The following is a 26,526-nucleotide window of genomic DNA, read 5'->3' on the forward strand; positions in this document are numbered from 1 at the left end:
ATTACAGCAACGGTTTAAGGAAGCGCGCGGTGTGCGAGGCTTCGCACTCTGCAACGGTCTCTGGCGTACCGGAGACGAGGATTTCACCCCCGCCGCTGCCGCCTTCCGGACCGAGATCGACAATCCAGTCCGCGGTTTTAATCACGTCAAGATTATGTTCGATGACCACAATCGTGTTGCCCTGATCGCGCAGCTGATGCAGCACCTCAAGCAACTGCTGGATATCCGCAAAGTGCAGGCCGGTGGTCGGTTCATCCAGAATGTAGAGCGTCTGGCCGGTACCACGCTTGGACAGCTCGCGCGCCAGCTTCACGCGCTGCGCCTCACCGCCGGACAGGGTTGTTGCTGACTGCCCCAGGCGAATGTAGGTCAGACCTACGTCCATCAGCGTCTGCAGCTTACGCGCCAGCGCAGGGACGGCGTCAAAGAACTCGCGCGCCTCTTCGATGGTCATGTCCAGCACTTCGTGGATGGTCTTGCCTTTGTATTTAATCTCCAGCGTTTCGCGGTTATAGCGCTTGCCTTTGCACTGGTCGCACGGCACGTAGATATCCGGCAGGAAGTGCATCTCAACCTTGATCACGCCGTCGCCCTGACACGCTTCACAGCGGCCGCCGCGCACGTTAAAGCTGAAACGTCCTGGCGTATACCCGCGCGAACGCGCTTCCGGTACGCCGGCGAAGAGTTCACGTACGGGCGTGAAGACGCCGGTATAGGTCGCCGGGTTGGAACGCGGCGTACGGCCAATCGGGCTCTGGTCGATGTCGATAACCTTGTCGAAATGCTCCAGCCCCTGAATGTCGCGGTACGGTGCAGGCTCGGCCAGCGTCGCGCCGTTCAGCGCCGTCTGCGCAATCGGGAACAGCGTATCGTTGATCAGCGTCGATTTACCGGAACCGGACACGCCGGTAATGCAGGTAAACAGGCCAACCGGCAGCGTCAGGGTGACGTCCTTCAGGTTGTTGCCGCGCGCTCCTGTGAGCTTCAGCACTTTTTCCGGGTTCGCCGCGACGCGCTGTTTTGGCACTTCAATTTTGCGCTTGCCGCTCATGTACTGGCCGGTCAGCGACTCGGGCACCGCCATAATGTCCTTCAGCGTACCTTCCGCCACCACCTGGCCGCCGTGCACGCCCGCGCCCGGGCCGATGTCGATCACGTGGTCTGCGGCGCGAATTGCGTCTTCGTCGTGCTCCACCACGATTACCGTGTTGCCGAGATTGCGCAGGTGGATCAGCGTGCCGAGCAGACGCTCGTTGTCGCGCTGGTGCAGGCCGATGGACGGTTCATCCAGCACGTACATCACGCCGACTAAGCCCGCGCCAATCTGGCTCGCCAGACGGATACGCTGGGCTTCACCGCCGGAGAGCGTTTCCGCCGAGCGGGAAAGCGTCAGGTAGTTCAGGCCAACGTTCACGAGGAACTTGAGGCGATCGCCGATCTCTTTCAGCACTTTTTCGGCGATTTTCGCACGCTGGCCGGAAAGCTTCAGGTTGTTGAAGAAGTCCATTGCGTGGCCGATGCTCATGTCTGAGATGGTCGGCAGCGCCGTGTTTTCCACAAACACGTGGCGCGCTTCGCGACGCAGACGCGTGCCCTCGCAGGTGGCGCAGGAGCGGTTGCTGATGAACTTCGCCAGCTCCTCGCGCACCGCGCTGGATTCGGTCTCTTTGTAGCGGCGCTCCATATTGTGCAGCACCCCTTCGAACGGGTGGCGACGCACGGAGGTATCGCCGCGATCGTTCATGTATTTGAACTCGATGTTCTCTTTGCCGGAACCGAACAGGATCACTTTGTGCACGTTCGGGCTCAGGCTCGCCCACGGCGCTTCAACGTCGAATTTGTAGTGCTCCGCCAGCGACTTCAGCATCTGGAAGTAGTAGAAGTTACGCTTATCCCAGCCGCGAATCGCACCGCCCGCGAGCGACAGCTCGGGGTTCTGGATCACGCGATCCGGATCGAAATACTGCTGCACGCCCAGACCGTCACAGGTCGGGCACGCGCCCGCCGGGTTGTTGAACGAGAACAGGCGCGGTTCCAGCTCGCGCATGCTGTAGCCGCAAATCGGGCAGGCGAAGTTGGCGGAGAAGAGCAGCTCTTCCGCTTTCGGGTCGTCCATGTCGGAGACCACGGCCGTGCCGCCAGAGAGTTCCAGCGCGGTTTCAAAGGATTCAGCCAGACGCGTGGCGAGATCGTCACGCACCTTAAAGCGGTCAATCACCACTTCGATGGTGTGTTTCTTTTGCAGCTCAAGCTTTGGCGGATCGGACAGGTCACACACTTCGCCGTCGATACGGGCGCGGATATAGCCCTGGCTTGCCAGGTTCTCCAGCGTTTTGGTGTGCTCGCCTTTACGCTCTTTGATGATCGGTGCCAGCAGCATCAGGCGTTTGCCTTCCGGCTGCGACAGCACGTTATCCACCATCTGGCTCACGGTCTGTGCCGCCAGCGGGACATCGTGGTCCGGGCAGCGCGGCTCACCCACGCGGGCATACAGCAGACGCAGATAGTCATGAATTTCGGTAATGGTACCGACCGTTGAACGCGGGTTATGCGAGGTAGACTTCTGCTCAATAGAGATAGCAGGCGATAACCCTTCAATATGGTCGACATCCGGTTTTTCCATCAGCGACAGGAACTGACGCGCGTACGCCGAGAGCGATTCAACGTAACGACGCTGTCCTTCGGCATACAAGGTGTCGAAAGCCAGTGAGGATTTGCCTGACCCCGAAAGCCCGGTCACGACGATGAGTTTGTCGCGAGGGATTATGAGGTTGATATTCTTGAGATTATGGGTGCGGGCGCCCCGAACTTCGATCTTATCCATTCACCTTTCCCGGTTGGAACACGGATTGCCTGGTTTGTTTGAAGGACAAACGGCTGTCAGAAACGGCTAATTATGACACAAAATGACCTGTTTGAATATACAGTATTGGAATGCATTTTCTGATTCGCTGTGTAACAATGTCGAGTTCGCGGGATATTTCTGAACCGACCACGCAACTATGCAAATTGCCGCGTGGAAATGGTACACTCGCGCGTTTACACTATTAAGAAACGTATTCAGGAGACACGAACATGGCCAGCAGAGGCGTAAACAAGGTGATTCTCGTCGGTAATCTGGGCCAGGACCCGGAAGTACGCTACATGCCGAGTGGTGGCGCAGTTGCCAACATTACGCTGGCTACTTCCGAATCCTGGCGTGATAAAGCGACCGGTGAAATGAAAGAGCAGACCGAATGGCACCGCGTTGTGCTGTTTGGCAAACTGGCCGAAGTGGCCGGTGAGTATCTGCGTAAAGGTTCTCAGGTCTATATCGAAGGCCAGCTGCGTACCCGCAAATGGACCGACCAATCCGGTCAGGAAAAATACACCACGGAAGTGGTGGTGAACGTGGGCGGCACCATGCAAATGCTGGGTGGCCGTCAGGGCGGCGGCGCACCAGCCGGTGGCAGCCAGCAGCAGGGCGGTTGGGGTCAGCCTCAGCAGCCACAGGGCGGCAACCAGTTCAGCGGCGGCGCGCAGTCTCGTCCGCAGCAGCAGTCTGCTCCTGCCCCGTCTAACGAACCGCCAATGGACTTCGACGACGACATCCCGTTCTGATCAACGGATGCTAAAACAAAAAACCCAGACATCGTCTGGGTTTTTTGTTGCTGAAGGGATCAGGTAATGACCATCGGCCAGTCTGGTGGCGTGTGGCTCATCGCCTCAACCATCACTACTTTAATATTTTCCCAGACGGCGGCCATATCCAGCAGGGTGATGCCCAGCAGGCCCGTTGCGAACCAGCAAGCCGCGCCAAGCCCTAGCAGGGTACTGATGACGGCAAGACCCGCGTAGTCGGATTTACGAAACTGAATGTTCAGCGTGCTGGCTAAAAACATCAAAAACGCACTCAACAAGGGCCAGCGCAGGAGAACCATGCTGGTAGTAATGGTTGCCATAAAACCCATCCTCTACAAAACAGACGAACTGAATGAAACAGTGTTTCTCGTTACACAATATGTGTGAACTATATCACATTTGTTGATTTATTCGCCAGTGTCTGCGTAGCCAAAAAGGGGATTTTATTAGCCGGAAAAAGAGTGTGCGGTACGGGACTGCCTTCGTACAAAGGGATGCGGACCCACAACGTGCGGGGTAATGCCCGCCGGGCAAGCGGGGAAGAGCATCTGGAGGCAAAGAGACGTCCAGCCGTGCCGTTTTTAGGAGAAGCATTATTTTCTGATAATATTGTGGTGATGTCTGATTATTTATAAAACAACGAACAAAATATACCCGCAGAAATAGGATGAAACGTCACGTTGGCGTTGTACTTTTTTCATGCCGCCAGAAGTTTTGCTTAATCAGCGATCCTCTGTTGTGTTCTCTTCAAACCTCCCGTACGCGATGGATAATTATTTTCCTTAATTAAAACGGAACGAATACTTACAGTTTAGCTTACGGGAAAATATTATCGTCATAACGAAATTTAAGATTTTTAATACTAAAAGTCAGTTGCTAACTTCGCATGATTCATGCAACGTAATCACCTGTTTAACAAAGCATCCGGCCTTCATTACTACAGGCGTACAACATGCAGGGATATAGGGCGGGAAATGAATCGTAGCGCGCGGCGCAAAATGCTCAGAGTGGTAGGGATCATCATGGTAGTTATGCTGCCGGTGATGCTTGCTCTATGGTTTGCCCAGCTGAGAGCCGAGTCGGAAACGAGCGCTCAGCTACGGACATTTGCTGAACTGGCTTTAGACAAAACAGAACTGGTAATTCAACAAGTTGAACTGGCCAGGGGCGAGGCAGAAAAATATCAGGGTGAACGTTGTACGCCGGAACATCGTCAATATATGTTGAACGTTGTTCGTGGCCGCCTGTTTGTCGCCGATTTAATTTATGCTGAAGGTCAGAATTTTCTTTGTTCGACCGTTTTTACACCGGATCAACCCTACGTCATTCCGGTCGCTAATTACACGCGTAAACCTGACGTTGCTATCTATTATTTTCGCGATACGCCATTTTATACTGGCTATAAAATGACATATATGCAGCGCGGAAATTATGTCGTGGTTGTCAATCCGCTTTCTTACAGTGAAGTGATGTCTACCGATCATTCCCTCGCATGGGGGGTATACGACACGGTAACTAATGCCTTCTTTTCCGTCAGCCAGAAAGCCAATGCGACTTTATTAAATTCGATGATTCGGGATAAGGAATCGGTATTTCAAAAAGATAACCGTTTCTATACCGTCGTGAAATCGACAAATCGGCCTATTGCCGCCATCGTGTCGACGTCAGATAAACGTTTTTATGAAACGCTCTATCACCAGGCGACGTTGACGCTACCGCTGGGAATGATCTGCAGCATTATTATTTTGCTGGTGTGGTCCCGCACCCATCGTGAGCTTAATTCGCCGGGGCGCTTACTGCACCGGGCGCTGAACAAGCGCCAGCTTTGTGTGCACTATCAGCCGATTATTGATATCAAGAACAACCAGTGTGTGGGGGCAGAGGCGCTGTTGCGCTGGCCTGGTTTCAATGGGCAGGTAATGAGCCCGGCTGACTTTATTCCGCTTGCGGAAAAAGAGGGAATGAGCGAGCGGATCACGGATTATGTCGTTGAGGAGGTGTTCAGCGATCTGGGCCATTTCCTGGCGGCGCATCCGCATCTCTATATTTCGATCAACCTGTCGGCCACGGACTTCCACTCCTCGCGGCTGATCGCCATGATTTCTGACAAGGCCCGGCACTACGCCGTACGCGCCCAGCAAATTAAAATTGAAGTGACGGAACGCGGCTTTATCGATGTGCCAAAAACCACGCCGGTGATTCAGGCCTTCCGTCAGGCGGGCTATGAAGTGGCGATCGATGATTTCGGGACCGGTTATTCCAACCTGCACAACCTCTACTCGTTGAACGTGGATATTCTGAAAATCGATAAATCGTTTATCGACACCTTAACCACCAACAGTACCAGCCACCTGATCGCCGAGCATATTATCGAGATGGCGCAAAGCCTGCGGCTTAAAACCATTGCGGAAGGGGTTGAGACGGCTGAGCAGGTGAGCTGGCTGTTGAAGCGCGGCGTTGAGTTCTGTCAGGGATGGCACTTCGCGAAAGCGATGCCGCCCCAGGAGTTTATGACCTGGCAGCAGCAACCTTTGCACTGATATCCATTAATTCAACTGGTGGCGATAATCGCTCGGCGTACGGTCAAACTCGCGGCGAAACACGCGGGAAAAGGTTTGTTGCGAAACATAGCCAAGATCCATCGCGATATCAAAAATCGGCCGCTGCGTTGAGCGTAACGCCTGCGCCGCCAGCAGGAGCCTGCGCTGGCGAATGTATTCCCCCAGCGTCTGGTGCATGACCGTGCGGAACATTCTCTGTAAATACCATTTCGAATAGCCCGATTTTTTTGCGACCACATCAATGTTCAACGGTTGGTCGATATGATCGTCAATCCATTCAATAAGTGTCTGAATAATTTGCTGATGCGACATAAGGTTGCCCCTCTGTAGATACAACTTTCTCGGTTGATTCGTCGTTTTCTCTGCGGGGGAGTATAATTCCTCAAGTTAACTTGAGGTAAAGAGGTTTTATGGAAAAGAGATTGCCGCGCATTAAAGCGCTTTTAACCCCCGGCGAAGTGGCAAAGCGAAGCGGCGTCGCGGTATCGGCGCTCCACTTCTATGAAAGCAAAGGGTTAATTAAAAGCATCCGTAACGGCGGAAACCAGCGCCGCTATACCCGTGACGTGCTCCGCTACGTGGCGATTATCAAAATTGCGCAACGCATCGGCATTCCCCTGGCGACGATCGGTGAGGCATTCGGCGTGTTGCCGGAAGGGCACACGCTTAGCCCGAAAGAGTGGAAAGAGCTTTCGTCCCAGTGGCGTGAAGAGCTGGACAGGCGTATCCACACGCTGGTGGCGCTGCGTGACGAGCTGGACGGCTGTATCGGCTGCGGCTGCCTGTCCCGTAGCGACTGCCCGCTACGTAACCCTGGCGACAGGCTGGGCGAGCAGGGGACCGGGGCGCGGCTGCTGGAGGAGGATTAAGTTCTTGCGGCAAAAAGCATAATAAAGAACTAAAGCGCCACTAAGGGCGCTTTAGTTTTTCCCGGTCTTTGTCTTTCTCTCTATCCCGCTGGTTCACGGGAGGGTTTCCCCCGACATCAGCACCCCTCGTGTCGAGCTGGTTGGGGAGGTTCCGGATTGTGCTGACACTTTAATTCTATGCAAGACCCGTTTTTTCGCCAGCCGCGCTAGCCGTTTTTTAGACGAAATTTTTTCGCGGTGTTGTTCGATTTTCTATAGTTAAAAAGTATGAATAACAGGAGAAAATCATGCTCACGGTACATCACCTTAACCAGTCGCGCTCGCACCGCGTGATCTGGGCGCTGGAAGAGCTCGCCCTGCCTTATGAGATTGTTCACTACCAGCGCGAAAAGAACATGCTGGCACCCGAGTCCCTCAAAAAGGTGCATCCGTTGGGCAAATCGCCGGTCATTGAAGATAACGGGCTGATCCTTGCGGAGTCAGGCGCCATTCTGGAATATCTGCAGGAAACCTATGATGCCGAATCGCGGCTGAAGCCTTTAGACCCCGCGCATAAGGTGCAATACCGCTTCTGGCTGCATTACGCAGAAGGGTCGCTGATGCCGCTGCTGCTCATGAAGCTGGTCTTCAGCAGCCTGGGCAAGCCGCCCGTGCCGTTTGGCATCCGAACGCTGGGCAAGGCGCTGGGGCAGGGGGTACAGAAAGCGTATCTCAACCCCCAGCTGGAGACCCATGCGCGCTTTATTGACTCACATCTTGCTAAAAACAGCTGGTTTGCCGGAGAGACGTTAAGCATGGCCGACATTCAGATGAGCTTCCCCCTCTTTGCTCTGCTGGCGCGCGGCGGCATTGCTAATCTGCCGCATATTCAGGCATGGAAGCAAAAAGTGGAAACTAGTCCTGGCTGGCAAAGAACCCTGCAACAAGGTGGCCCGTTAACGATCCCGGGCGAGGATTGAAATGTAAACAAATTGCGCATAGACGATAACGTTTGCGCATCCTCTGTTTATTTCTTCATCGTCATAAGTGAATTTTAGCGAAAAACGACAAAGTTCAGTTGAAAAGGGCGGGTATTAGGCTGGATAATCGTTTGCCTTAATTTGACCACCCGTTTTATAAGCGCGGAGCTAAACGTTTGCTTTTTTTGTGACGCCCTTTCGTCGCAAACGCAACACACGGATTTGACGTTTTAGCTGGCAGCGGTGTCTCCACCACGCTTATGGACGTTCTATAAAAACTCTCAGGGGATGTTTTCTATGTCTACGCCATCTGCGCGTACCGGCGGTTCACTTGACGCCATGTTTAAAATTTCGGCTCGTGGCAGCACCGTGCGCCAGGAAGTCGTTGCCGGTCTGACCACGTTTCTGGCGATGGTTTACTCCGTCATCGTGGTGCCGGGCATGCTGGGCAAGGCGGGCTTCCCGCCTGCGGCTGTCTTTGTCGCCACCTGCCTGGTGGCCGGCGTGGGCTCCATCGTAATGGGCCTGTGGGCGAACCTGCCGCTGGCGATTGGTTGCGCCATCTCTTTGACCGCCTTTACCGCGTTCAGTCTGGTGCTGGGCCAGCAGATCAGCGTACCGGTTGCCCTCGGCGCCGTGTTCCTGATGGGCGTACTGTTTACCGTTATTTCTGCCACCGGCATCCGTAGCTGGATTTTGCGCAACCTGCCGCAGGGCGTGGCGCACGGCACCGGTATCGGTATCGGCCTGTTCCTGCTGCTGATCGCTGCCAACGGCGTGGGTCTGGTCATCAAGAACCCGCTGGACGGCCTGCCGGTAGCGCTCGGTCATTTCGCGAGCTTCCCGGTCATTATGTCGCTCATCGGTCTGGCGGTGATTATCGGCCTGGAAAAACTGAAGGTGCCGGGCGGCATTTTGCTGACCATTATTGGCATTTCCATCGTCGGCCTGATTTTCGATCCGACCGTTCACTTCTCCGGTATTTTCGCCATGCCGTCGCTGAGCGATGACAAAGGCAACTCCCTGATCGGCAGCCTGGATATCGTCGGCGCGCTGAACCCGGTGATCCTGCCAAGCGTGCTGGCGCTGGTGATGACCGCGGTATTTGACGCCACCGGTACCATTCGCGCGGTGGCCGGTCAGGCCAACCTGCTGGATAAAGACGGTCAGATTATTGATGGCGGCAAAGCGCTGACCACCGACTCCCTGAGCAGCGTCTTCTCTGGTCTGGTGGGTGCGGCGCCTGCGGCGGTGTACATCGAATCTGCAGCGGGTACGGCGGCAGGCGGTAAAACCGGCCTGACGGCCATCACCGTTGGCGTGCTGTTCCTGCTGATCCTGTTCCTCTCTCCGCTCTCTTACCTGGTGCCTGCGTATGCGACCGCGCCAGCGCTGATGTACGTCGGCCTGCTGATGCTGAGCAACGTGGCGAAAATCGATTTTGCGGACTTCGTGGATGCGATGTCCGGCCTGATTACCGCAGTGTTTATCGTCCTGACCTGTAACATCGTGACCGGCATTATGATCGGCTTTGCCTCGCTGGTGATTGGCCGCCTGGTCTCCGGTGAGTGGCGCAAGCTGAACATCGGCACCGTGGTGATCGCCGTTGCGTTGGTCGCCTTCTACGCGGGTGGCTGGGCAATCTAAATTATCCATTGATGCGAAAACGGGTGGCTCAGGCCGCCCGTTTTTATTTTCAGGACTCATCCCGTTGCCTTTTGCGTTACTCTGGAGAGGATAGAGTAAGAGGCACGACGCCTCAGGTTTGGCTTAAAAAGAAACACAGCAAACAGGGAACGCATGGAAATCTTCTTCACAATACTCATCATGACCCTTGTGGTCTCATTATCCGGGGTGGTTACACGCGTACTGCCCTTCCAGGTCCCCCTGCCTTTAATGCAAATAGCCATCGGCGCGCTGCTGGCGTGGCCGACGTTCGGTCTGCACGTGGAGTTCGATCCGGAACTGTTCCTCGTGCTGTTTATCCCGCCGCTGCTGTTTGCTGATGGGTGGAAAACGCCGACGCGCGAATTTCTTGAGCACGGGCGAGAGATCTTCGGCCTGGCGCTGGCGCTGGTGGTCGTTACCGTGGTCGGGATTGGTTTCCTGATCTACTGGGCCGTACCGGGTATCCCGTTAATTCCCGCCTTTGCGCTGGCCGCCGTGCTGTCGCCGACCGACGCCGTGGCCCTTTCCGGCATTGTGGGTGAAGGGCGCATTCCGAAGAAAATAATGGGCATTTTGCAGGGCGAGGCGTTGATGAACGACGCTTCCGGCCTGGTGGCCCTGAAGTTTGCCGTGGCGGTAGCCATGGGCACCATGGTCTTTACCATTGGTGGCGCGACCCTGGAATTCTTCAAGGTGGCGATTGGCGGTATTCTCGCGGGCTTCGTGGTGAGCTGGCTGTACGGTCGTTCGCTGCGCTTCCTCAGCCGCTGGGGCGGCGATGAACCGGCGACGCAAATCGTTCTGCTGTTCCTGCTGCCGTTTGCCTCTTACCTTATCGCTGAACATATCGGCGTCTCGGGCATTCTGGCGGCGGTAGCCGCGGGGATGACCATCACCCGCTCCGGCGTGATGCGCCGCGCGCCGCTGGCGATGCGCCTGCGTGCCAACAGCACCTGGGCGATGCTGGAATTTGTCTTTAACGGCATGGTCTTCCTGCTGCTGGGCCTGCAGCTGCCGGGCATTATGGAATCCTCGCTGATCGCGGCGGAGGCGGATCCAAACGTTGAAGTCTGGATGCTGTTTACCGATATCGTGCTGATCTACATGGCATTAATGCTGGTGCGTTTCGGCTGGCTGTGGACGATGAAAAAGTTCAGCGTCCGCTTCCTGACCAAAAAGCCGATGGAGTTCGGCTCCTGGACCACGCGCGAGCTGCTGATTGCCTCTTTCGCCGGCGTACGCGGGGCGATAACCCTCGCCGGTGTGCTCTCTATTCCGCTGCTGCTACCGACGGGCGACGTCTTCCCGGCGCGCTACGAGCTGGTGTTCCTGGCGGCGGGCGTGATTCTCTTCTCGCTGTTTGTCGGCGTGATTATGCTGCCGATTTTACTCCAGCACATTGATGCCGGTGACTCGACCCAACAGCACAAAGAGGAGCGGATAGCCCGTGCGGCGACGGCGGAAGTCGCGATTGTCGCCATTGAGAAGATGGAGGAGCGTCTGGCTGCCGATGCCGAAGAGAACATTGATAACCAGCTGCTGAAGGAAGTCAGTTCACGCGTGATTGGTAATTTGCGCCGTCGTGCTGACGGACGTAACGACGTGGAAAGCTCGCTGCAGGAAGAGAACCTCGAGCGTCGTTTCCGCCTGGCGGCGCTGCGCTCCGAGCGTGCCGAGCTGTATCACCTGCGCGCCACGCGCCAGATCAGCAACGAGACGCTGCAAAAGCTGCTGCACGATCTGGACCTGTTAGAAGCGCTGTTAATAGAGAATCAGTAGCGCGCTTTTGCCCGGTAGCGCTACGCTTACCGGGCCTACATTTGAACCGTAGGCCGGGTAAGGCGAAGCCGCCACCCGGCACTATTCAGACCGCACCCAAAACCCCTCACAACATTGCAGCCACGCCTGTGCGCTGTGCGAAAGATACACCCCTTCACGCCAAATCATCCCCAACTGCCAGTGCAGGTCACTCTCCAGCGGGATCCAGCGCAGCGTGTTTTTATCCAGCCGCTCGCAGATCGGCTGCGGCAGAATGGCAATTCCCACGCCCGCCTGCACCATTGCCGCGAGGAAATCCCACTGGCCGCTGCGCACCGCAATGCGCGGCTTCACGTTATGGTGGTTAAACAGGGTCATCAGCTGGCGGCTTAAGGCGAAGTCTTCGTTGTAGATCAGCAGCGGGTGTTCGCCGAGCAGATCGGGCTTCACTGAGTCTATCTTCAGCCAGTCGCCGGAGCGGGGCACCAGCACGCACAGTGGATGGCTGAACAGCGGCAGCGTTGCCAGCCCGCTCTCTTCCTCCACGGGAAGGGCCGTCATCGCCACGTCCAGCTCGCCGTTGATCACCGCCTGCTGCACGGTCAGGCCGCCAAACTCAGATATTTTAAGCTCAACGCCGGGGTAGCGCTGGCGGAACAGGCTTATCGGCCCGGCCATCATCATGCCAACCATCGGCGGAATGCCGAGCCGCAGCAGACCTTTCGTCAGGTGGTTGATGTCCGCAAGCTCGGCCTCAAGCTGGCGAAACTCCGCCAGGATCGCCAGCCCGCGCTCGAACACCACGCGTCCGGTATCGGTCAGCAGCAGCTTGCGTCCGTCGCGGATCAGCAGGGTGCAGTTCAGCTCGTCTTCGAGGTTTTTCAGCATTTTGCTGATGGTTGGCTGGGTAACGAACAACTTCTCCGCTGCGCGGGTAAAACTTTGCTGGCGAACCACCTCGACAAAATAGCGCAGCGTTCTTATGTCCATGATTATTCCTCGAAACTATACCTTCGATGATTTTAATTCATTTCAGTCGATGACGTACGCTCACTATACTGGCGCCTCGTCTCATTTCTGAGGAAATCCCCCATGGCCGTGGCGTTAAGCCGTGTTACGCCTGCCGTTGTGCAACGACTCCAGGTCCCGGTTCAGGTACTGCTCTACGCGGGACTGTTTATTTTTGCGGAATACCTTGTCGACTGGCTGCACCTGCCTTTACCCGCCAACCTGGTGGGAATGGTGCTGATGCTGGTGCTGATCCTCTGCCGCGCGTTGCCCCTCAGCTGGGTGCGCGCCGGCGCGCGCTGGCTGCTAGCGGAGATGCTGCTGTTCTTCGTTCCGGCCGTGGTGGCGGTGGTGAACTATGCGCAGCTGCTGATGGTCGACGGCTGGCGCATCTTCGCGGTTATTGCCCTGAGCACGCTGATGGTGCTGGGTGCCACCGCCTGGGTGGTGGATAAGGTGTACCGGTTCGAAATCAGCAGGCAAAAGCATGACTAACTTTCAGATAAGCGTGTTGTGCCTGATCGTGACGGTCGCCATCTACTTTGCCAACAAGCGCCTGTATCGCCGCTTTCGCACGCTGCCGCTGATGCCGCTGGTCTTCACGCCCATCCTGCTGGTGCTGATGCTGATCTTCGGCCATATCTCCTGGCAGAACTACATTGGTGAATCCCACTGGCTGCTGTGGCTGCTCGGCCCGGCGACTATCGCCTTTGCGGTGCCGGTGTATGACAACCTCGCCATTATCAAACGCCACTGGATGTCGCTCAGCGCGGGCGTCGTCACCGCGACGGTGGTGGCGGTCTGTAGCTCCGTCTGGCTGGCGCGGCTGTTTACCCTCTCCGATGAAATTCAGCGCAGCCTGGCCGTGCGCTCGGTGACCACGCCGTTTGCGCTGGCGGCCGCCAAACCGCTCGGCGGGCAGCCGGATCTGGTGGCGCTGTTTGTGGTTGTCACCGGCGTATTCGGCATGGCGGTGGGGGATGTGCTGTTTCTGCGGCTGTCCATTCGGGAAGGGATGGCGAAAGGGGCGGGCTTTGGCGCGGCTTCGCACGGTGCGGGAACGGCGCGTTCGTATGAGCTGGGTCAGCAGGAAGGGGTCGTTGCAAGCCTGGTGATGATGCTCTCGGGCGTGACGATGGTGTTAATCGCGCCGCTGGTGGCGTGGGTGATGTTTTAAGCTCCCCGGCCAGAGCAACCGGGGAGAAAGGCTTAGTGTGCGCGGCCCTGCTCAACGCCGAGGCCGGTCTGCGAGCGGATAAACTGGGCGCGGAATTTCTCACGCTCCAGGTTACCCTCCGGCGAGTTGTCGGTAGCCGAGAAGACCCAGATACCGATAAACGCCACGGCAATGGAGAACAGCGCCGGGTACTCGTACGGGAAGATAGCGCTTTCGTGACCGAGGATCTGCACCCAGATGGTCGGGCCGAGGATCATCAGAATTACCGCTGTTAGCAGGCCGAGCCAGCCGCCTATCATCGCCCCACGGGTGGTCAGTTTGGACCAGTACATGGAGAGCAGAATGATTGGGAAGTTACAGCTTGCCGCAATCGAGAAGGCCAGTCCCACCATAAAGGCGATGTTCTGCTTCTCAAACAGGATCCCCAGCAGAATAGCGACCACGCCCAGCACCAGCACGGTGATTTTGGAAACCTTCAGCTCGTCGCGCTCGCTCGCGCCTTTACGGAAGACGTTGGCGTAGAGGTCGTGCGATACCGCAGACGCGCCCGCCAGCGTCAGCCCGGCGACCACCGCAAGGATGGTGGCGAAGGCCACGGCGGAGATAAAGCCGAGGAACAGGTTGCCGCCCACCGCGTCGGCCAGGTGCACCGCCGCCATGTTGTTACCGCCAATCAGCGCGCCCGCCGCGTCTTTAAACGCCGGGTTCGCGCCCACCAGCATGATCGCGCCGAAGCCGATGATAAAGGTCAGGATGTAGAAGTAACCCATAAAGCCGGTGGCGTAGAAGACGCTCTTACGCGCTTCACGCGCGTCTGACACCGTGAAGAAACGCATCAGAATGTGCGGCAGGCCAGCGGTACCAAACATCAGGCCGAGACCGAGAGAGAGCGCGGAGATCGGATCTTTCACCAGCCCGCCAGGGCTCATGATTGCTTCTCCTTTCGGGTGGACAGCCATCGCTTCGGTGAACAGGTTATTGAAGCTGAAGCCGACGTGTTTCATCACCATAAAGGCCATAAAGCTCGCGCCGAACAGCAGCAGTACGGCTTTGATGATCTGCACCCAGGTGGTGGCCAGCATGCCGCCGAACAGAACGTACATCACCATCAGCACGCCCACCAGCACCACCGCGACGTGGTAGTTCAGGCCAAACAGCAGTTCGATAAGCTTGCCCGCGCCCACCATCTGGGCGATCAGATACAGCGCCACCACCACCAGCGAGCCGCAGGCGGAGAGGGTACGAATCGGCCCCTGCTTCAGGCGATAGGATGCCACGTCAGCGAAGGTGTAACGTCCCAGGTTGCGCAAGCGTTCGGCAATCAGGAACAGAATGATCGGCCAGCCGACGAGGAAGCCGAGGGAGTAAATCAGGCCGTCATAGCCGGAGGTGTAGACCAGCGCGGAGATCCCGAGGAACGAGGCGGCGGACATAAAGTCACCCGCAATCGCCAGCCCGTTCTGGAAGCCGGTAATGTTGCCACCCGCGGTGTAGTAATCGTTACGGGAGCGCACGCGTTTCGACGCCCAGTAAGTGATATACAGCGTCAGCACCACGAAAATCAGGAACATCACAATCGCCTGCCAGTTGGTTGGCTGGCGCTGTACCTCGCCGGTAATCGCATCCGCCGCGTGGGCGGCAAAGGGAAGCGTGGCGGCGAGCGCCGTCAGAATTCTCTTCATGATGCTTTTACCTCTTGCAGTACCGCTTTATTAAGGCGATCGAATTCACCGTTCGCGCGCCAGACGTAAACGCCGGTCAGCACAAACGAAATCACAATTACGCCAATGCCAATGGGAATACCGCGCGTCACGCTGGTGCCCTCGTGCAGCGGGGTGCCCAGCCAGTGCGGCGCAAAGGCGATCAGCAGAATAAAGCCGACGTAGATAATCAGCATGATGATGGAAAGGATGAAGGCAAACCGTTGCCGCTTATCGACGAGCTCCCTGTAGTGCGCACTATTCTCTATCTGCTGACAAATATCGTTATTCATCACAGAAGTCTCCAGAGGTAAGGTTGGTTTGTTTTAATTCCCTCTCCCCTTTGGGGAGAGGGTTAGGGTGAGGGGAGGAAGGTGCGGTCTGATGCCCTCACCCCGGCCCTCTCCCACAGGGAGAGGGAGAATTTTATGAAGGCATTGCGATGGCCTGCTTCTCTTCGAGCAGTTTGTCCACCACGCCAGGATCCGCGAGTGTTGAGGTATCACCGAGGTTGCTGGTGTCCCCTGCCGCGATTTTGCGCAAGATACGGCGCATGATTTTGCCGGAGCGGGTTTTCGGCAGCGAGTCGGTCCAGTGCAGCACGTCCGGCGTCGCCAGCGGGCCAATCTCTTTACGCACCCAATTGCGCACCTCAGCATAGAGTTCTGGCGACGGCTCTTCCCCGTGGTTCAGGGTGACGTAAGCGTAAATTGCCTGGCCCTTGATGTTGTGCGGAATGCCGACAACGGCGGCTTCGGCAATCTTCGGATGCGACACCAGCGCAGATTCAATCTCCGCGGTGCCCAGACGGTGGCCGGAGACGTTCAGCACGTCGTCCACGCGTCCGGTGATCCAGTAATAGCCATCTTCATCACGACGCGCACCGTCACCGCTGAAGTACATGTTTTTAAAGGTCGAGAAGTAGGTCTGCTCGAAGCGCTCGTGATCGCCAAACAGTGTGCGCGCCTGACCCGGCCAGGAGTCGACGATCACCAGGTTGCCTTCGGTGGCCCCTTCCTGCGGATTGCCTTCGTTATCCACCAGCGCAGGCTGCACGCCAAAGAACGGACGGGTTGCAGAACCCGCCTTCAGCTGCGTGGCGCCCGGCATAGGGGTGATCATAAAGCCGCCGGTTTCGGTCTGCCACCAGGTGTCCATCACCGGGCATTTCTCGTTGCCAATTTTCTTCCAGTACCACTCCCAGGCTTCCGGGTTGATCGGCTCGCCCACGGAGCCGAGGATGCGCAATGAGGAGCGGTCAGTGCCCTCGATGGCCTTATCACCTTCCGCCATTAACGCGCGGATCGCCGTTGGCGCGGTGTAAAGAATGTTGACCTGGTGCTTATCGACCACCTGACACATGCGCGCCGGGGTCGGCCAGTTTGGCACGCCTTCAAACATCAGCGTCGTTGCGCCGCAGGCCAGCGGGCCGTACAGCAGGTAGCTGTGTCCGGTGACCCAGCCCACGTCGGCGGTACACCAGTAGATGTCGCCCGGATGGTAGTCGAAGACGTATTTGAAGGTGGTGGCCGCATAGACCAGATAGCCGCCGGTGGTGTGCAGTACGCCTTTCGGTTTACCGGTTGAGCCGGAGGTGTAAAGAATAAACAGCGGATCTTCCGCGTTCATCTCTTCCGGCTGATGCTGGTCGCTCGCTTTTTCAATCAGGTCGCTCCACCACAGGTCACGCCCCTCGTGCCAGTCGATCTTGCCGCCGGTACGCTTGAGGACAATGACGTTATTGATGGATTTGACGTTCGGGTTTTTCAGCGCTTCATCGACGTTTTTCTTCAGCGGAATACCGCGCCCGGCGCGTACGCCCTCGTCGGCGGTGATCACCAGCTTCGAGTTCGAGTCAACGATGCGCCCGGCAACCGCTTCAGGGGAGAAGCCGCCGAAGATGACGGAGTGGATCGCGCCGATACGCGCGCAAGCGAGCATAGCTACCGCCGCTTCCGGTACCATCGGCATGTAGATCGCCACCACGTCGCCTTTTTTAATCCCCTGGTCCAGCAGCACGTTAGCGAAGCGGCAGACGTCGCGGTGCAGCTCTTTATAAGAGATGTGCTTGCTCTGAGAGGCATCGTCGCCTTCCCAGATAATGGCCGTTTCGTTGCCGCGTTCGGCAAGATGGCGGTCCAGGCAGTTCGCCGCCAGGTTCAGCGTGCCGTCTTCATACCATTTAATGGAGACGTTGCCTGGCGCGAAAGAGGTATTCTTCACCTTCTGATAAGGTTTGATCCAGTCAAGGATGTGACCCTGCTCGCCCCAGAAGGCGTCCGGGTTGGTAACAGATTGCTGATATTTCTCGTGGTACTGCTCCGGGGTGATCAGGCAACGGTCCGCAATGTTTGCGGGAATGTCGTGTTTGTGTATTTGGCTCATGGCTTTTTTTCTCCTTGTAAGATGTTAATACTATGTCGCAAAAACGTTAATAGTAGGGCCTTTACAAGCTTTGTTTAGTATTTGGGCGACAGATCACGCATTGTTTGAACAGGTTGAAAATTGAGCGAATGAAACTTTGAAGGGAAATAATTCACGATGCCGATTATTCACAATTCTTTATAAAAAAGCGTTTTTATAACAAAAGGTTATTTATCAGAATTATGACAAACTCGCGTCATAACCGCTTTTGATAGTGAAATGCGTCGTTCTTTAAGGCTTGCGCAACAGGTCGTGCAAATGATACTCATACGCCGCGTTAAAAAATCCCATAAACCAACGCAACACAATTCATACCCTTTCAGTATGTCTCCATATTCATGCAGTTTTGCTGGTGCGGAGATTTCATTGAGGAAGTCAGTTTCTATGAAAAATTTGAAAGTCAGCCTGGCCTGGCAGATCCTGCTGGCCCTTGTGCTGGGCATCTTGCTGGGCAGTTATCTTCATTATCATAGCGACAGCCGCGAGTGGCTGATTGCGAACCTGCTCTCTCCGGCAGGCGATATTTTTATTCATCTGATTAAGATGATTGTGGTGCCCATTGTGATCTCGACGCTGGTGGTCGGTATCGCGGGCGTCGGCGATGCGAAGCAGTTAGGTCGCATTGGCGCGAAAACTATTCTCTATTTCGAAGTGATCACCACGGTTGCGATTATCCTCGGCATAACGCTGGCGAACGTATTCCAGCCAGGCTCCGGGATCGATATGTCGCAGCTGGCGACGGTGGATATTTCGAAATACCAAAGCACCACCGCTGACGTGCAGAGCCATTCCCATGGTCTGATGGGGACTATTCTGTCGCTGGTGCCGACCAACATCATTGCTTCCATGGCGAAAGGCGAGATGCTGCCGATCATCTTCTTCTCGGTGCTGTTTGGTCTGGGGCTCTCCTCCCTGCCGGCAACACACCGTGAGCCGCTGGTGACCGTGTTCCGCTCTATCTCCGAAACCATGTTCAAAGTGACCCACATGGTGATGCGCTACGCGCCGGTTGGGGTGTTCGCGCTTATCGCAGTGACCGTGGCGAACTTTGGTTTTGCCTCCCTGTGGCCGCTGGCGAAGCTGGTGATCCTGGTGCACTTCGCCATTCTGTTCTTCGCGCTGGTGGTGCTGGGGATTGTGGCGCGCCTGTGCGGGCTGAGTATCTGGATCCTGATCCGCATCCTGAAGGATGAACTGATTCTGGCGTACTCCACCGCAAGCTCTGAGAGCGTGCTGCCGCGCATTATTGAGAAGATGGAAGCGTACGGTGCGCCAGCGTCGATAACGAGCTTCGTGGTGCCGACCGGCTACTCCTTTAACCTGGATGGCTCGACGCTGTACCAAAGTATTGCGGCGATCTTTATCGCGCAGCTGTACGGCATTGACCTGTCGCTGTGGCAGGAGATCGTACTGGTTCTGACGCTGATGGTGACCTCAAAGGGCATCGCAGGCGTGCCGGGCGTCTCCTTCGTGGTGCTGCTGGCGACGCTGGGCAGCGTCGGTATTCCGCTGGAAGGCCTGGCGTTTATCGCCGGTGTGGACCGTATCCTCGATATGGCGCGTACGGCGCTGAACGTGGTGGGTAACGCGCTGGCGGTGCTGGTGATCGCCAAGTGGGAACACAAATTCGACCGTAAAAAAGCGCTGGCGTATGAACGCGAAGTGCTGGGTCGTTTTGATAAGACGGCTGACCAGTAACATCCTTAGCCCGGTGGCGCTGCGCTTACCGGGCCTATGGGTTTTGTAGGCCGGGTAAGGCGAAGCCGCCACCCGGCATGTTATTCTCCGCTCAACGCATCAAACTCCTCACACCCCGTATCAAACCCTTCGGTACAGCTCAGGTTTAGCCAGTAGAGCGCTTTCTGCTTATTTGGCGTAATAAAGCCTTTCTCACCCTGCTGGAACAGCATTCCTGCCCAGTACTCCGCATAGCCCGTACGTGACAGGGACGAGCTGCGCTTAAACCATGACGCCGCCTGTACGTCATCCTGCGGCACCTCTACGCCGTTGGCATAAATCAGCCCCAGCAGCAGCTGCGCATCGACCGCCGAGTCGTTGTCGATATCTTCGGCCGCCGTTTGCAGGAGCTTGATGGCCTGAGGATAGTCGGTTTTACCCGCCTGCGTGTTCACCATAATACGCGCCAGCATAATCGTGCCGCGCTTGCTGCCGGCGATGGTGGCCTGCTGCGCCAGCGCTTTAGCCTGAGCGTAATCCCCCTGCGTAAAGAGGATCTGCGAGAGTAACCCCATGGCGTCGACATCACCGCCTTTCGCGGCTTTCTCGGCCCACAGCGCTGCCTGCTTTCTGTCACCGGAGCTAAAGTAGGTATCGGCGAGATAATACTGGGCGCGGGCATCGCCGGCTTCCGCCTGCTTCTGATACTGGCTGCCTATCTCATCCGCGCGGGCGAACGACGTAAAAAATAACAACAACAGAAAAATGGCTTTCATGGATTCTTATCATCTGGGTACACGCCGCGCAGTATAATCGCGGTAGCAAAAGAAAAAAATGGGTGCATTAAGACCTCAGCATCCTACAAGCCGGGCGAAACCGTGGTTTCGCCCGTAGAGGTTAGCCTGCCACGCAGGCTAATTTCGCCGCCACCTCCTGATGTTCACTCTTTATTGAAAATTCGCAGAGTCTACCGCGAGTAATAAAGGTAAATATCACTATCGTCAGGCAGATAATAAAGACGATGCCTAACGCAGTTTTTAATGGCGTCATGCCTTTTACTCCTTGTCAAAAAAAGAATAAGAGGCTACTCTCAACCTGTTGGGAGTTGAGGGGTAGCCTCGGGTGAATGAAAATTTCCCGGGGCTTTCCACTTTCTGTCCCTCAACAATGCTCAAGACAGAAAGTCTTAAGCACCCGCCGCACATCTTATCCTTCTGAATTAAAATGCAAAGATGTAATTCTGTTCTGCGCGAATTACATTATTTTGCGAGCCGCTTTCCAGAATAATAATTTATATTTTTAATGTTTTAAGCGGAAATAAAAAGGGAGTGAATAATTCACTCCCTTTATTCAACGATTAATTAACGGCTTCAACCCATTGCGCTTTCACGCAGCCGTGCTTTCAGCTTGTTATATTCGTCGATCACATACTGTTCCGCCGCGTGCTGATCCGCAATCGGCTCAACGTTGACGGCGCAGTATTTATACTCCGGCGTTTTGGTTATCGGGCTGAGGTTCTCCGTCACCAGCTCGTTACAGGCACCAATCCACCACTGGTAGGTCATATAGACCGCCCCTTTGTTTGGACGGTCGCTGACCTGCGCGCGGGTAATGATGCGGCCTTTGCGCGAATTCACCCACACCAGCGCTTCATCCTCAATGCCGAGGCGCTCCGCATCGGCGGTGTTGATCTGCGCGTAGCCCGGTTCGTCCGCCAGCGCCGCCAGCGCGGCGCAGTTGCCGGTCATTGAACGGCAGGAGTAGTGGCCTACTTCACGCACGGTAGAGAGCACCATCGGGTACTCCTCGGTGAGTTTATCGATCGGCGCAACCCAGTCGCAGGTGAAGAACTGCGCCAGCCCGTTCGGCGTGTCAAATTTCTCTTTAAAGAGATACGACGTCCCCTGGTCGGCCTCCGACTCGTCCCGGCACGGCCACTGGATGTAGCCCAGCTCACCCATTTTTTCATAGGTTGCCCCATAAAAGTCCGGGCACAGATGCCGCAGTTCGTCCCAGATCTCCTGGGTGTTGTTGTAGTGCATCGGGTAGCCCATGCGGGTGGCGATTTCGCTGATGATCTGCCAGTCCGTTTTCAAATCCCACTTCGGCTCGACCGCCTTAAAGAAGCGCTGGAAGCCGCGGTCCGCCGCCGTATAGACGCCTTCATGCTCGCCCCAGGAGGTCGACGGGAGAATCACATCCGCCGCCGCCGCGGTTTTGGTCATGAAGATATCCTGGACAATCACCAGCTCCAGATCCTCAAAGCCTTTGCGCACCGCAGACAGCTCGGCGTCGGTCTGGAGCGGATCTTCACCCATGATGTAGGCCGCCCGCACTTCACCGTGCGCCGCGCGGTGCGGAAGCTCGCTGATGCGATAGCCGGTGTGTGCCGGCAGGCTCTCTACGCCCCAGGCCTTCGCGAACTTCTCGCGGTTTTCCGGGTACTTCACGTACTGGTAGCCCGGATACGTGTCCGGCAGCGCGCCCATGTCGCAGGCACCCTGGACGTTATTCTGGCCGCGAACCGGGTTAACGCCGACGTGCGCTTTGCCCAGATTCCCGGTCAGCATCGCGAGGCTGGTCAGGGAGCGCACGGTTTCCACGCCCTGGTAGAACTGGGTCACGCCCATGCCCCACAGGATGGCGGCGGTTTTCGCTCCGGCATACATCCGTGCCGCCTGGCGGATCTCCTGCGCGCTGACACCGGTTATCGCCTCTACCGACTCCGGCGTGTAGCCTTCGACAATTTTCCGGTACTCTTCAAACCCTTCCGTACGCGTGGCGACAAACGCCTGGTCGTACAGGTTTTCCTCGATAATGACGTGCCCCATCGCATTCAACAGCGCGATATTCGAGCCGTTTTTCAGCGCAATGTGCATATCCGCAATGCGCGCGGTTTCGATTTTGCGCGGATCGCAGACGATGATTTTCGCCCCGTTCTGTTTAGCGCGAATCACGTGGTTCGCGACGATAGGGTGAGAATCCGCTGGGTTATAACCGAAGATAAACACCAGATCGGTGTTATCTATCTCGTTGATGGCATTACTCATTGCGCCGTTACCGACCGACTGGTGCAGACCTGCAACCGATGGGCCGTGTCAGACGCGAGCGCAGCAGTCGACGTTATTGGTACCAATAACGGCGCGCGCGAATTTTTGCATCACGTAGTTGGTTTCATTCCCGGTCCCGCGTGAGGAGCCGGTGGTCTGAATGGCATCCGGGCCATACTTGGCCTTAATGGCACTCAGGCGCGTGGCGACGTAATCCAGCGCCTCGTTCCAGGAGACGGCTTCCAGCTTGCCGCCGCGCTCGCGGCGGATCATAGGGTTTTTCAGGCGCGGGGTGAGGATTTGTGTATCGTTAATAAAATCCCAGCCGTAATACCCCTTCAGGCACAGCGTGCCCTGGTTGGTTTTCCCCTGCGCGGCCTCCGCCCGGACGATTTTGCCGTTATCGACCACCAGGTGGATCTTGCAACCTGAGGCACAATAAGGGCAAACCGTGACGACTTTTTTCATCAGTCTGCTCCAGTTAATCAAATCTTTCGCACCGACTAATGCAGCTTCTATGCCATGTTTTTATTGGGGTAACTCACCGGCTTTACGGTGCATTCCCGGCGAAACTCCTGACGAAAAGCAGACAATCGTCAAAATTGACGTGTCGAATGAGCGGCGGATGTGACATGGGTTGAATTTCCGTCACGGAAAAATTCATTTCACTGGAGCCGACGGCAGAATGGTTCAGACTTAACATAATCCCCTGACGGAAGCATATGATGAAACCGGCGATTCTGGTGGTTGATGACGATATGGCAGTGTGTGAACTGCTGCAGGATGTGCTGAGCGAGCACGTCTTTAGCGTGCTTGTCTGCCACAACGGCCAGGATGCGCTGCGACAGGTCCAGCAGGAGCCGGCTATCGCCCTTGTTCTGCTGGATATGATGCTGCCGGACTTCAACGGCCTGCAGGTTTTGCTGCAGCTGCAAAAGCAGCGCCCGGCGCTACCGGTGATCATGTTAACCGGGCTGGGCAGTGAATCAGATGTGGTGGTGGGGCTGGAGATGGGGGCTGACGATTATATTGGCAAACCGTTTAATCCACGCGTGGTGGTGGCTCGCGTTAAGGCCGTGCTGCGTCGTACCGGAGCGCTGGCAGCCGAAGCGCCGATGCCACGTGCAGCGGGGATAACCTTCAACGACTGGACGCTGGACACCGCCCGCTGTGAACTGATTGATCCGCAGCGTAACGCCGTGCCACTGACTCAGGGTGAATATGGCCTGCTGCTGGCGCTAACGCAAAATGCCCGCCGGGTACTGAGCCGCGAGCAGCTGCTTGAGCTCACCCACAGCGAAAGTACTAAGGTATTCGACCGCACGATTGACGTGTTGATCATGCGCCTGCGGCGAAAAATCGAGGTCAACCCGCATCAGCCTAAGCTCATCAAAACTATGCGCGGTCTGGGCTACGTTTTTGCCGCCGATGTGTCTCATAGCGAGAAAGCGGCCTAAGTATTCTCTTTAATAAACAGCTGCAGTTCGGCCAGCGTTTTCGCGCCGTCAATCGCATTGGCCGCCAGCAGGCTGGCCCGCGCGCAGGCGTGTGCCAGATAAATACTTTCTGTCAGCGGCAGCGATTCATGGCAGCCGTATAAAAAGCCCGCGCAAAACGCGTCGCCCGCGCCGACGCTGCCGATAATCTCGTTCTGCTCCAGCTTCCAGGACGGAACCCATCGGCCTCCTTCTCCCGGTGTTTCACCCCATGCCCCTTCCGGGCAGTGGATTACCACCCGCTGACGAACGCCTGCCGCCAGCAGCTGCGCCGCGGCATCGGCGATATGGGCGATGTTCAGCGCATCGTCGGCGTCGCGCACCTCCAGCCCGCTAAACTCACCGGCCTCGAGCTCGTTAATCACCAGATAATCCAGATGGCGCAGGGCAGGGAGCACCAGCGGCTGGTAGCGCGGGTCGCCCTTGCGGGACACCAGGTCAAGGGAGGTTTCATACCCCTGCTCGCGCATCTGCGCCAGCAGCCGCGCGCTGCGGGTGCCAAATTCGTCATCCGGCATATCCAGGCTGTCGAGCAGCAGCAGGTAGCCGAGATGGAAGATCTTCATCGATCCATCGAGACGATCGAAGGCGGGAAGATCCAGCAGACGGTTGGCGCCCGGCGAGTGGAAAAAGGTGCGCTGCCCGCTGGGATCGGTCATCACCTGCGACATGGAGGTTGGCGCAAAGGTGGTGCGCTGCACGCGCTGGCGGTTGACGTGGTACTGGTCGAGCATCGCCAGAATGTAATCCCCGTCGCCGTCTTCCCCGATCAGCCCCACCGCCTGCAGCGGCAGGCCGGCGTGCATTTTCGCCAGCGTCAGCAGCACGTTGAGCGGCGCGCCGCCGGTTGAGCGTTCGCTGTGGGTGATTTCCGCCAGCCAGCCGCGCTCCGGCCACTGCACGATCTGGTGAACGTGATCCACCAGCATGTTGCCTGCGGCGATGATGCCTTTGCGTTCCATTATGCCTGCCCCGCGCTGCCGAAGATGCGCATCTGCTCGGCGACCGTATCGGTTATCGCCTCTTCTATCCCCAGCAGCAGCTCGGCAAACTCATCGTACAGCGGCTGGCGGTTCGCCATACGCTGCTCAACGGCGGCGAGCGCGGCCTGCGACATGCCGGTGTAGAAGTTGATTTTATGAATGCCCAGCTTGATGGCGCGGCGGAAGTCGGCATCGCTAATCCCGGAGCCGCCGTGCAGCACCAGCGGCAGCCCCGTCTGCTGACGAATGGCGTCCAGGCGCGGGAAATCGAGCTTCGGCTCGCCTTTGTATTTGCCGTGCGCGTTGCCGATGGCGACCGCCAGCGCGTCGATGTCGGTCTTATCGACAAACTCCCGCGCCAGCTGTGGGTCGGTAAAGAACGCTTCATCCGCATGTCCGTACAGCGCGCCGCCTTCATCCCCGCCGACCGCGCCCAGCTCCGCCTCCACCGAGACGCCCACCGCGTGGCACATCTTCACCACTTCCCGGGTCTGGCGAATGTTCTCCTCGTAGCTCAGCGTCGAGCCGTCGAACATCACCGAGCTAAACCCCAGGCGCAGGGCGCGCACGACGGCCTCGAAATGCAGACCGTGGTCGAGATTCAGCACCACGGGAATATCGTGGCGGGCGGCTTCGAACTTAACCGCTTCGACCAGCGAATCCAGGGACACATACTTAAAGTGCACTTCGGCGATGTTGATGATAAACGGCGAGCGTTCCTGCTTTGCGGCGGCAAACAGCGCGCGCAGGAAATGGGAGTCGAGCACGTTGAACGCGCCCAGCGCGTAGCGGTGTTTCCTGGCGTGCTCAAGACCGTCGGCAAGAGAAATCAGTGGCATCATTCACTCCTTATCTCCGAAACAGGTTGTACTCGTTGCACAGCACCAGCACCGCCGGTTCGTCTTCTTCGATGTTGTTATAGCGGGCAACGGGCTGCAAAAAGTGGTTGTCGTGCTCGTCGTCATTCACCGACGACACTTCGCCCACCAGCACGTCGCCAAAGCCGCGTTCGCCCCAGAAGCTGTGATACAGACCGGGCGTGAGACAGATGCTTTCCCCTGGTGTGAGGCGCAGCTGGCTGCCGGGAGCATGGGTTTGCCGACAGCCGTCAATCGTGACGGTCACGTCGGTGTTTTCTGTCTCTTCATGCGCCCCGGCATTCCATAACTCAATAATCAGGTTCCCGCCGCCCCGGTTAATGATGTCTTCCCGCTTGCGCCAGTGAAAATGCATCGGCGTCACCTGGCCGTCGCGCACGTGCATGATTTTTTCGGCGTAGCATTTCTCATACGGCACGCCGTTGGGGGAGCCGTTGCGCAGGGTAAACAGCGTCAGACCCTGTGCGGCAAAACTGTTGCCGCCGAAAGCGGTCACGTCCCAGCCGAGCTTGAGGTCAAACACTTCCTGCCACGCAGCCCGATCAAGCTGCTGCCATTTGGTTGGCGGAAAGCTGGCAAACGGCGGGAGATGCACGTCGTGCATGGAAAAGAACTGCCGCGTGTGGCCGAGGATTTCATTGATGTCGGAGCGTTTCATGGGGACTCCTTGAAAACAGCTCCCTCTCCCTGTGGGAGA

The 26,526-nt window shown here is 56.9% G+C and carries 24 protein-coding genes; 11 read left to right on the forward strand and 13 right to left on the reverse strand.

The features are described from left to right. Position 1 precedes the first annotated feature (1 nt). Positions 2 to 2,824, reverse strand: a complete 2,823-nt coding sequence (uvrA, locus tag IM314_RS14545) for an excinuclease ABC subunit UvrA (protein WP_041911534.1) — start codon at positions 2,822 to 2,824, stop codon at positions 2 to 4. Between the two features lie 251 nt (positions 2,825 to 3,075). Between uvrA and ssb1 the strand changes: the two genes are divergently transcribed. Further along, positions 3,076 to 3,600 carry a single-stranded DNA-binding protein SSB1 gene (gene ssb1 / locus IM314_RS14550; protein ID WP_121478507.1) on the forward strand — a complete coding sequence of 175 codons (525 nt, stop codon included), beginning with the start codon at positions 3,076 to 3,078 and terminating at the stop codon, positions 3,598 to 3,600. A gap of 59 nt (positions 3,601 to 3,659) precedes the next feature. Here ssb1 and IM314_RS14555 read toward each other — a convergent pair whose 3' ends face one another. Then, entirely contained in the window at positions 3,660 to 3,941 is a 282-nt protein-coding gene (locus IM314_RS14555) for a YjcB family protein (protein ID WP_048957473.1), read from the reverse strand. Between the two features lie 63 nt (positions 3,942 to 4,004). On the opposite strand from IM314_RS14555, the gene IM314_RS14560 reads away from it, so the two are divergent. After that, complete coding sequence (locus tag IM314_RS14560) at positions 4,005 to 4,256, forward strand: hypothetical protein (RefSeq protein ID WP_163333478.1); 252 nt, start codon at positions 4,005 to 4,007, stop codon at positions 4,254 to 4,256. A 339-nt stretch (positions 4,257 to 4,595) separates the two neighbouring features. Next, entirely contained in the window at positions 4,596 to 6,161 is a 1,566-nt protein-coding gene (locus tag IM314_RS14565) for an EAL domain-containing protein (RefSeq protein ID WP_041911532.1), read from the forward strand. A gap of 6 nt (positions 6,162 to 6,167) precedes the next feature. Here IM314_RS14565 and soxS read toward each other — a convergent pair whose 3' ends face one another. Further along, positions 6,168 to 6,494 (reverse strand): superoxide response transcriptional regulator SoxS, encoded by a 327-nt coding sequence (gene soxS / locus IM314_RS14570; RefSeq protein WP_008503387.1) that lies wholly within the window; start codon positions 6,492 to 6,494, stop codon positions 6,168 to 6,170. A 98-nt stretch (positions 6,495 to 6,592) separates the two neighbouring features. On the opposite strand from soxS, the gene soxR reads away from it, so the two are divergent. The 4 genes from soxR to IM314_RS14590 all read left to right on the forward strand — a co-directional run bounded on the left by soxR (position 6,593) and on the right by IM314_RS14590 (position 11,457). Continuing rightward, positions 6,593 to 7,051: a redox-sensitive transcriptional activator SoxR gene (soxR, locus tag IM314_RS14575; RefSeq protein WP_023331806.1), complete on the forward strand. Its 459-nt coding sequence runs from the start codon at positions 6,593 to 6,595 to the stop codon at positions 7,049 to 7,051. A gap of 287 nt (positions 7,052 to 7,338) precedes the next feature. Continuing rightward, positions 7,339 to 8,010: a glutathione S-transferase family protein gene (locus IM314_RS14580; RefSeq protein WP_028015178.1), complete on the forward strand. Its 672-nt coding sequence runs from the start codon at positions 7,339 to 7,341 to the stop codon at positions 8,008 to 8,010. A 297-nt stretch (positions 8,011 to 8,307) separates the two neighbouring features. Continuing rightward, the gene (gene ghxP, locus IM314_RS14585; protein WP_028015179.1) at positions 8,308 to 9,657 is read left to right on the forward strand and encodes a guanine/hypoxanthine transporter GhxP; all 1,350 of its coding nucleotides are present in this window, start codon (positions 8,308 to 8,310) and stop codon (positions 9,655 to 9,657) included. Positions 9,658 to 9,810: 153 nt separating this feature from the next. Continuing rightward, complete coding sequence (locus tag IM314_RS14590) at positions 9,811 to 11,457, forward strand: Na+/H+ antiporter (RefSeq protein WP_028015180.1); 1,647 nt, start codon at positions 9,811 to 9,813, stop codon at positions 11,455 to 11,457. 81 nt (positions 11,458 to 11,538) lie between these two features. On the opposite strand, the gene IM314_RS14595 is transcribed toward IM314_RS14590, so the two are convergent. After that, positions 11,539 to 12,426: a LysR family transcriptional regulator gene (locus tag IM314_RS14595; RefSeq protein ID WP_041911529.1), complete on the reverse strand. Its 888-nt coding sequence runs from the start codon at positions 12,424 to 12,426 to the stop codon at positions 11,539 to 11,541. Between the two features lie 102 nt (positions 12,427 to 12,528). On the opposite strand from IM314_RS14595, the gene IM314_RS14600 reads away from it, so the two are divergent. Both IM314_RS14600 and IM314_RS14605 read left to right on the forward strand, forming a co-directional pair. Next, positions 12,529 to 12,939, forward strand: a complete 411-nt coding sequence (locus IM314_RS14600) for a CidA/LrgA family protein (RefSeq protein ID WP_028015182.1) — start codon at positions 12,529 to 12,531, stop codon at positions 12,937 to 12,939. Then, positions 12,932 to 13,621, forward strand: coding sequence for an LrgB family protein (locus IM314_RS14605; RefSeq protein ID WP_041911528.1), 690 nt, complete (start codon positions 12,932 to 12,934; stop codon positions 13,619 to 13,621). Before IM314_RS14600 ends, IM314_RS14605 begins: the two co-directional genes overlap by 8 nt. A gap of 32 nt (positions 13,622 to 13,653) precedes the next feature. Here IM314_RS14605 and actP read toward each other — a convergent pair whose 3' ends face one another. From actP to acs, 3 genes are all read right to left on the reverse strand, one after another. After that, entirely contained in the window at positions 13,654 to 15,303 is a 1,650-nt protein-coding gene (gene actP / locus IM314_RS14610) for a cation/acetate symporter ActP (RefSeq protein ID WP_041911527.1), read from the reverse strand. Next, positions 15,300 to 15,614 (reverse strand): DUF485 domain-containing protein, encoded by a 315-nt coding sequence (locus IM314_RS14615; RefSeq protein WP_028017918.1) that lies wholly within the window; start codon positions 15,612 to 15,614, stop codon positions 15,300 to 15,302. The genes actP and IM314_RS14615 overlap by 4 nt, the downstream gene beginning before the upstream one ends. 133 nt (positions 15,615 to 15,747) lie before the next feature. Then, positions 15,748 to 17,706: an acetate--CoA ligase gene (gene acs / locus IM314_RS14620; protein WP_193359122.1), complete on the reverse strand. Its 1,959-nt coding sequence runs from the start codon at positions 17,704 to 17,706 to the stop codon at positions 15,748 to 15,750. 423 nt (positions 17,707 to 18,129) lie between these two features. On the opposite strand from acs, the gene gltP reads away from it, so the two are divergent. Further along, a complete protein-coding gene (gltP, locus tag IM314_RS14625) occupies positions 18,130 to 19,443 on the forward strand; it encodes a glutamate/aspartate:proton symporter GltP (protein WP_028015187.1) in 1,314 nt (437 codons plus the stop codon). 80 nt (positions 19,444 to 19,523) lie between these two features. Here gltP and IM314_RS14630 read toward each other — a convergent pair whose 3' ends face one another. From IM314_RS14630 to fdhF, 3 genes are all read right to left on the reverse strand, one after another. Continuing rightward, on the reverse strand, positions 19,524 to 20,198 hold the full coding sequence (locus IM314_RS14630; RefSeq protein WP_045261055.1) for a tetratricopeptide repeat protein: 675 nt from the start codon (positions 20,196 to 20,198) through the stop codon (positions 19,524 to 19,526). Between the two features lie 121 nt (positions 20,199 to 20,319). After that, positions 20,320 to 20,472: a Hok/Gef family protein gene (locus tag IM314_RS14635; protein ID WP_028015189.1), complete on the reverse strand. Its 153-nt coding sequence runs from the start codon at positions 20,470 to 20,472 to the stop codon at positions 20,320 to 20,322. A 320-nt stretch (positions 20,473 to 20,792) separates the two neighbouring features. Beyond that, entirely contained in the window at positions 20,793 to 22,940 is a 2,148-nt protein-coding gene (fdhF, locus tag IM314_RS14640) for a formate dehydrogenase subunit alpha (protein ID WP_080350604.1), read from the reverse strand. Positions 22,941 to 23,197: 257 nt separating this feature from the next. On the opposite strand from fdhF, the gene IM314_RS14645 reads away from it, so the two are divergent. After that, the gene (locus tag IM314_RS14645; RefSeq protein ID WP_193359130.1) at positions 23,198 to 23,929 is read left to right on the forward strand and encodes a response regulator; all 732 of its coding nucleotides are present in this window, start codon (positions 23,198 to 23,200) and stop codon (positions 23,927 to 23,929) included. On the opposite strand, the gene IM314_RS14650 is transcribed toward IM314_RS14645, so the two are convergent. From IM314_RS14650 to IM314_RS14660, 3 genes are read right to left on the reverse strand one after another with little or no spacing between them, the layout of a single operon-like run. Continuing rightward, positions 23,926 to 24,933 (reverse strand): carbohydrate kinase family protein, encoded by a 1,008-nt coding sequence (locus tag IM314_RS14650; RefSeq protein ID WP_193359129.1) that lies wholly within the window; start codon positions 24,931 to 24,933, stop codon positions 23,926 to 23,928. The genes IM314_RS14645 and IM314_RS14650 overlap by 4 nt on opposite strands. Then, positions 24,930 to 25,790, reverse strand: a complete 861-nt coding sequence (locus IM314_RS14655; protein WP_193359131.1) for a ketose 1,6-bisphosphate aldolase — start codon at positions 25,788 to 25,790, stop codon at positions 24,930 to 24,932. Before IM314_RS14655 ends, IM314_RS14650 begins: the two co-directional genes overlap by 4 nt. A gap of 10 nt (positions 25,791 to 25,800) precedes the next feature. Continuing rightward, positions 25,801 to 26,487: a D-lyxose/D-mannose family sugar isomerase gene (locus IM314_RS14660; RefSeq protein ID WP_041911521.1), complete on the reverse strand. Its 687-nt coding sequence runs from the start codon at positions 26,485 to 26,487 to the stop codon at positions 25,801 to 25,803. Positions 26,488 to 26,526: the final 39 nt, after the last annotated feature.

The organism is Enterobacter cloacae complex sp. P42RS, assembly GCF_014930595.1.
GTDB classification, from domain to species: domain Bacteria; phylum Pseudomonadota; class Gammaproteobacteria; order Enterobacterales; family Enterobacteriaceae; genus Enterobacter; species Enterobacter bugandensis.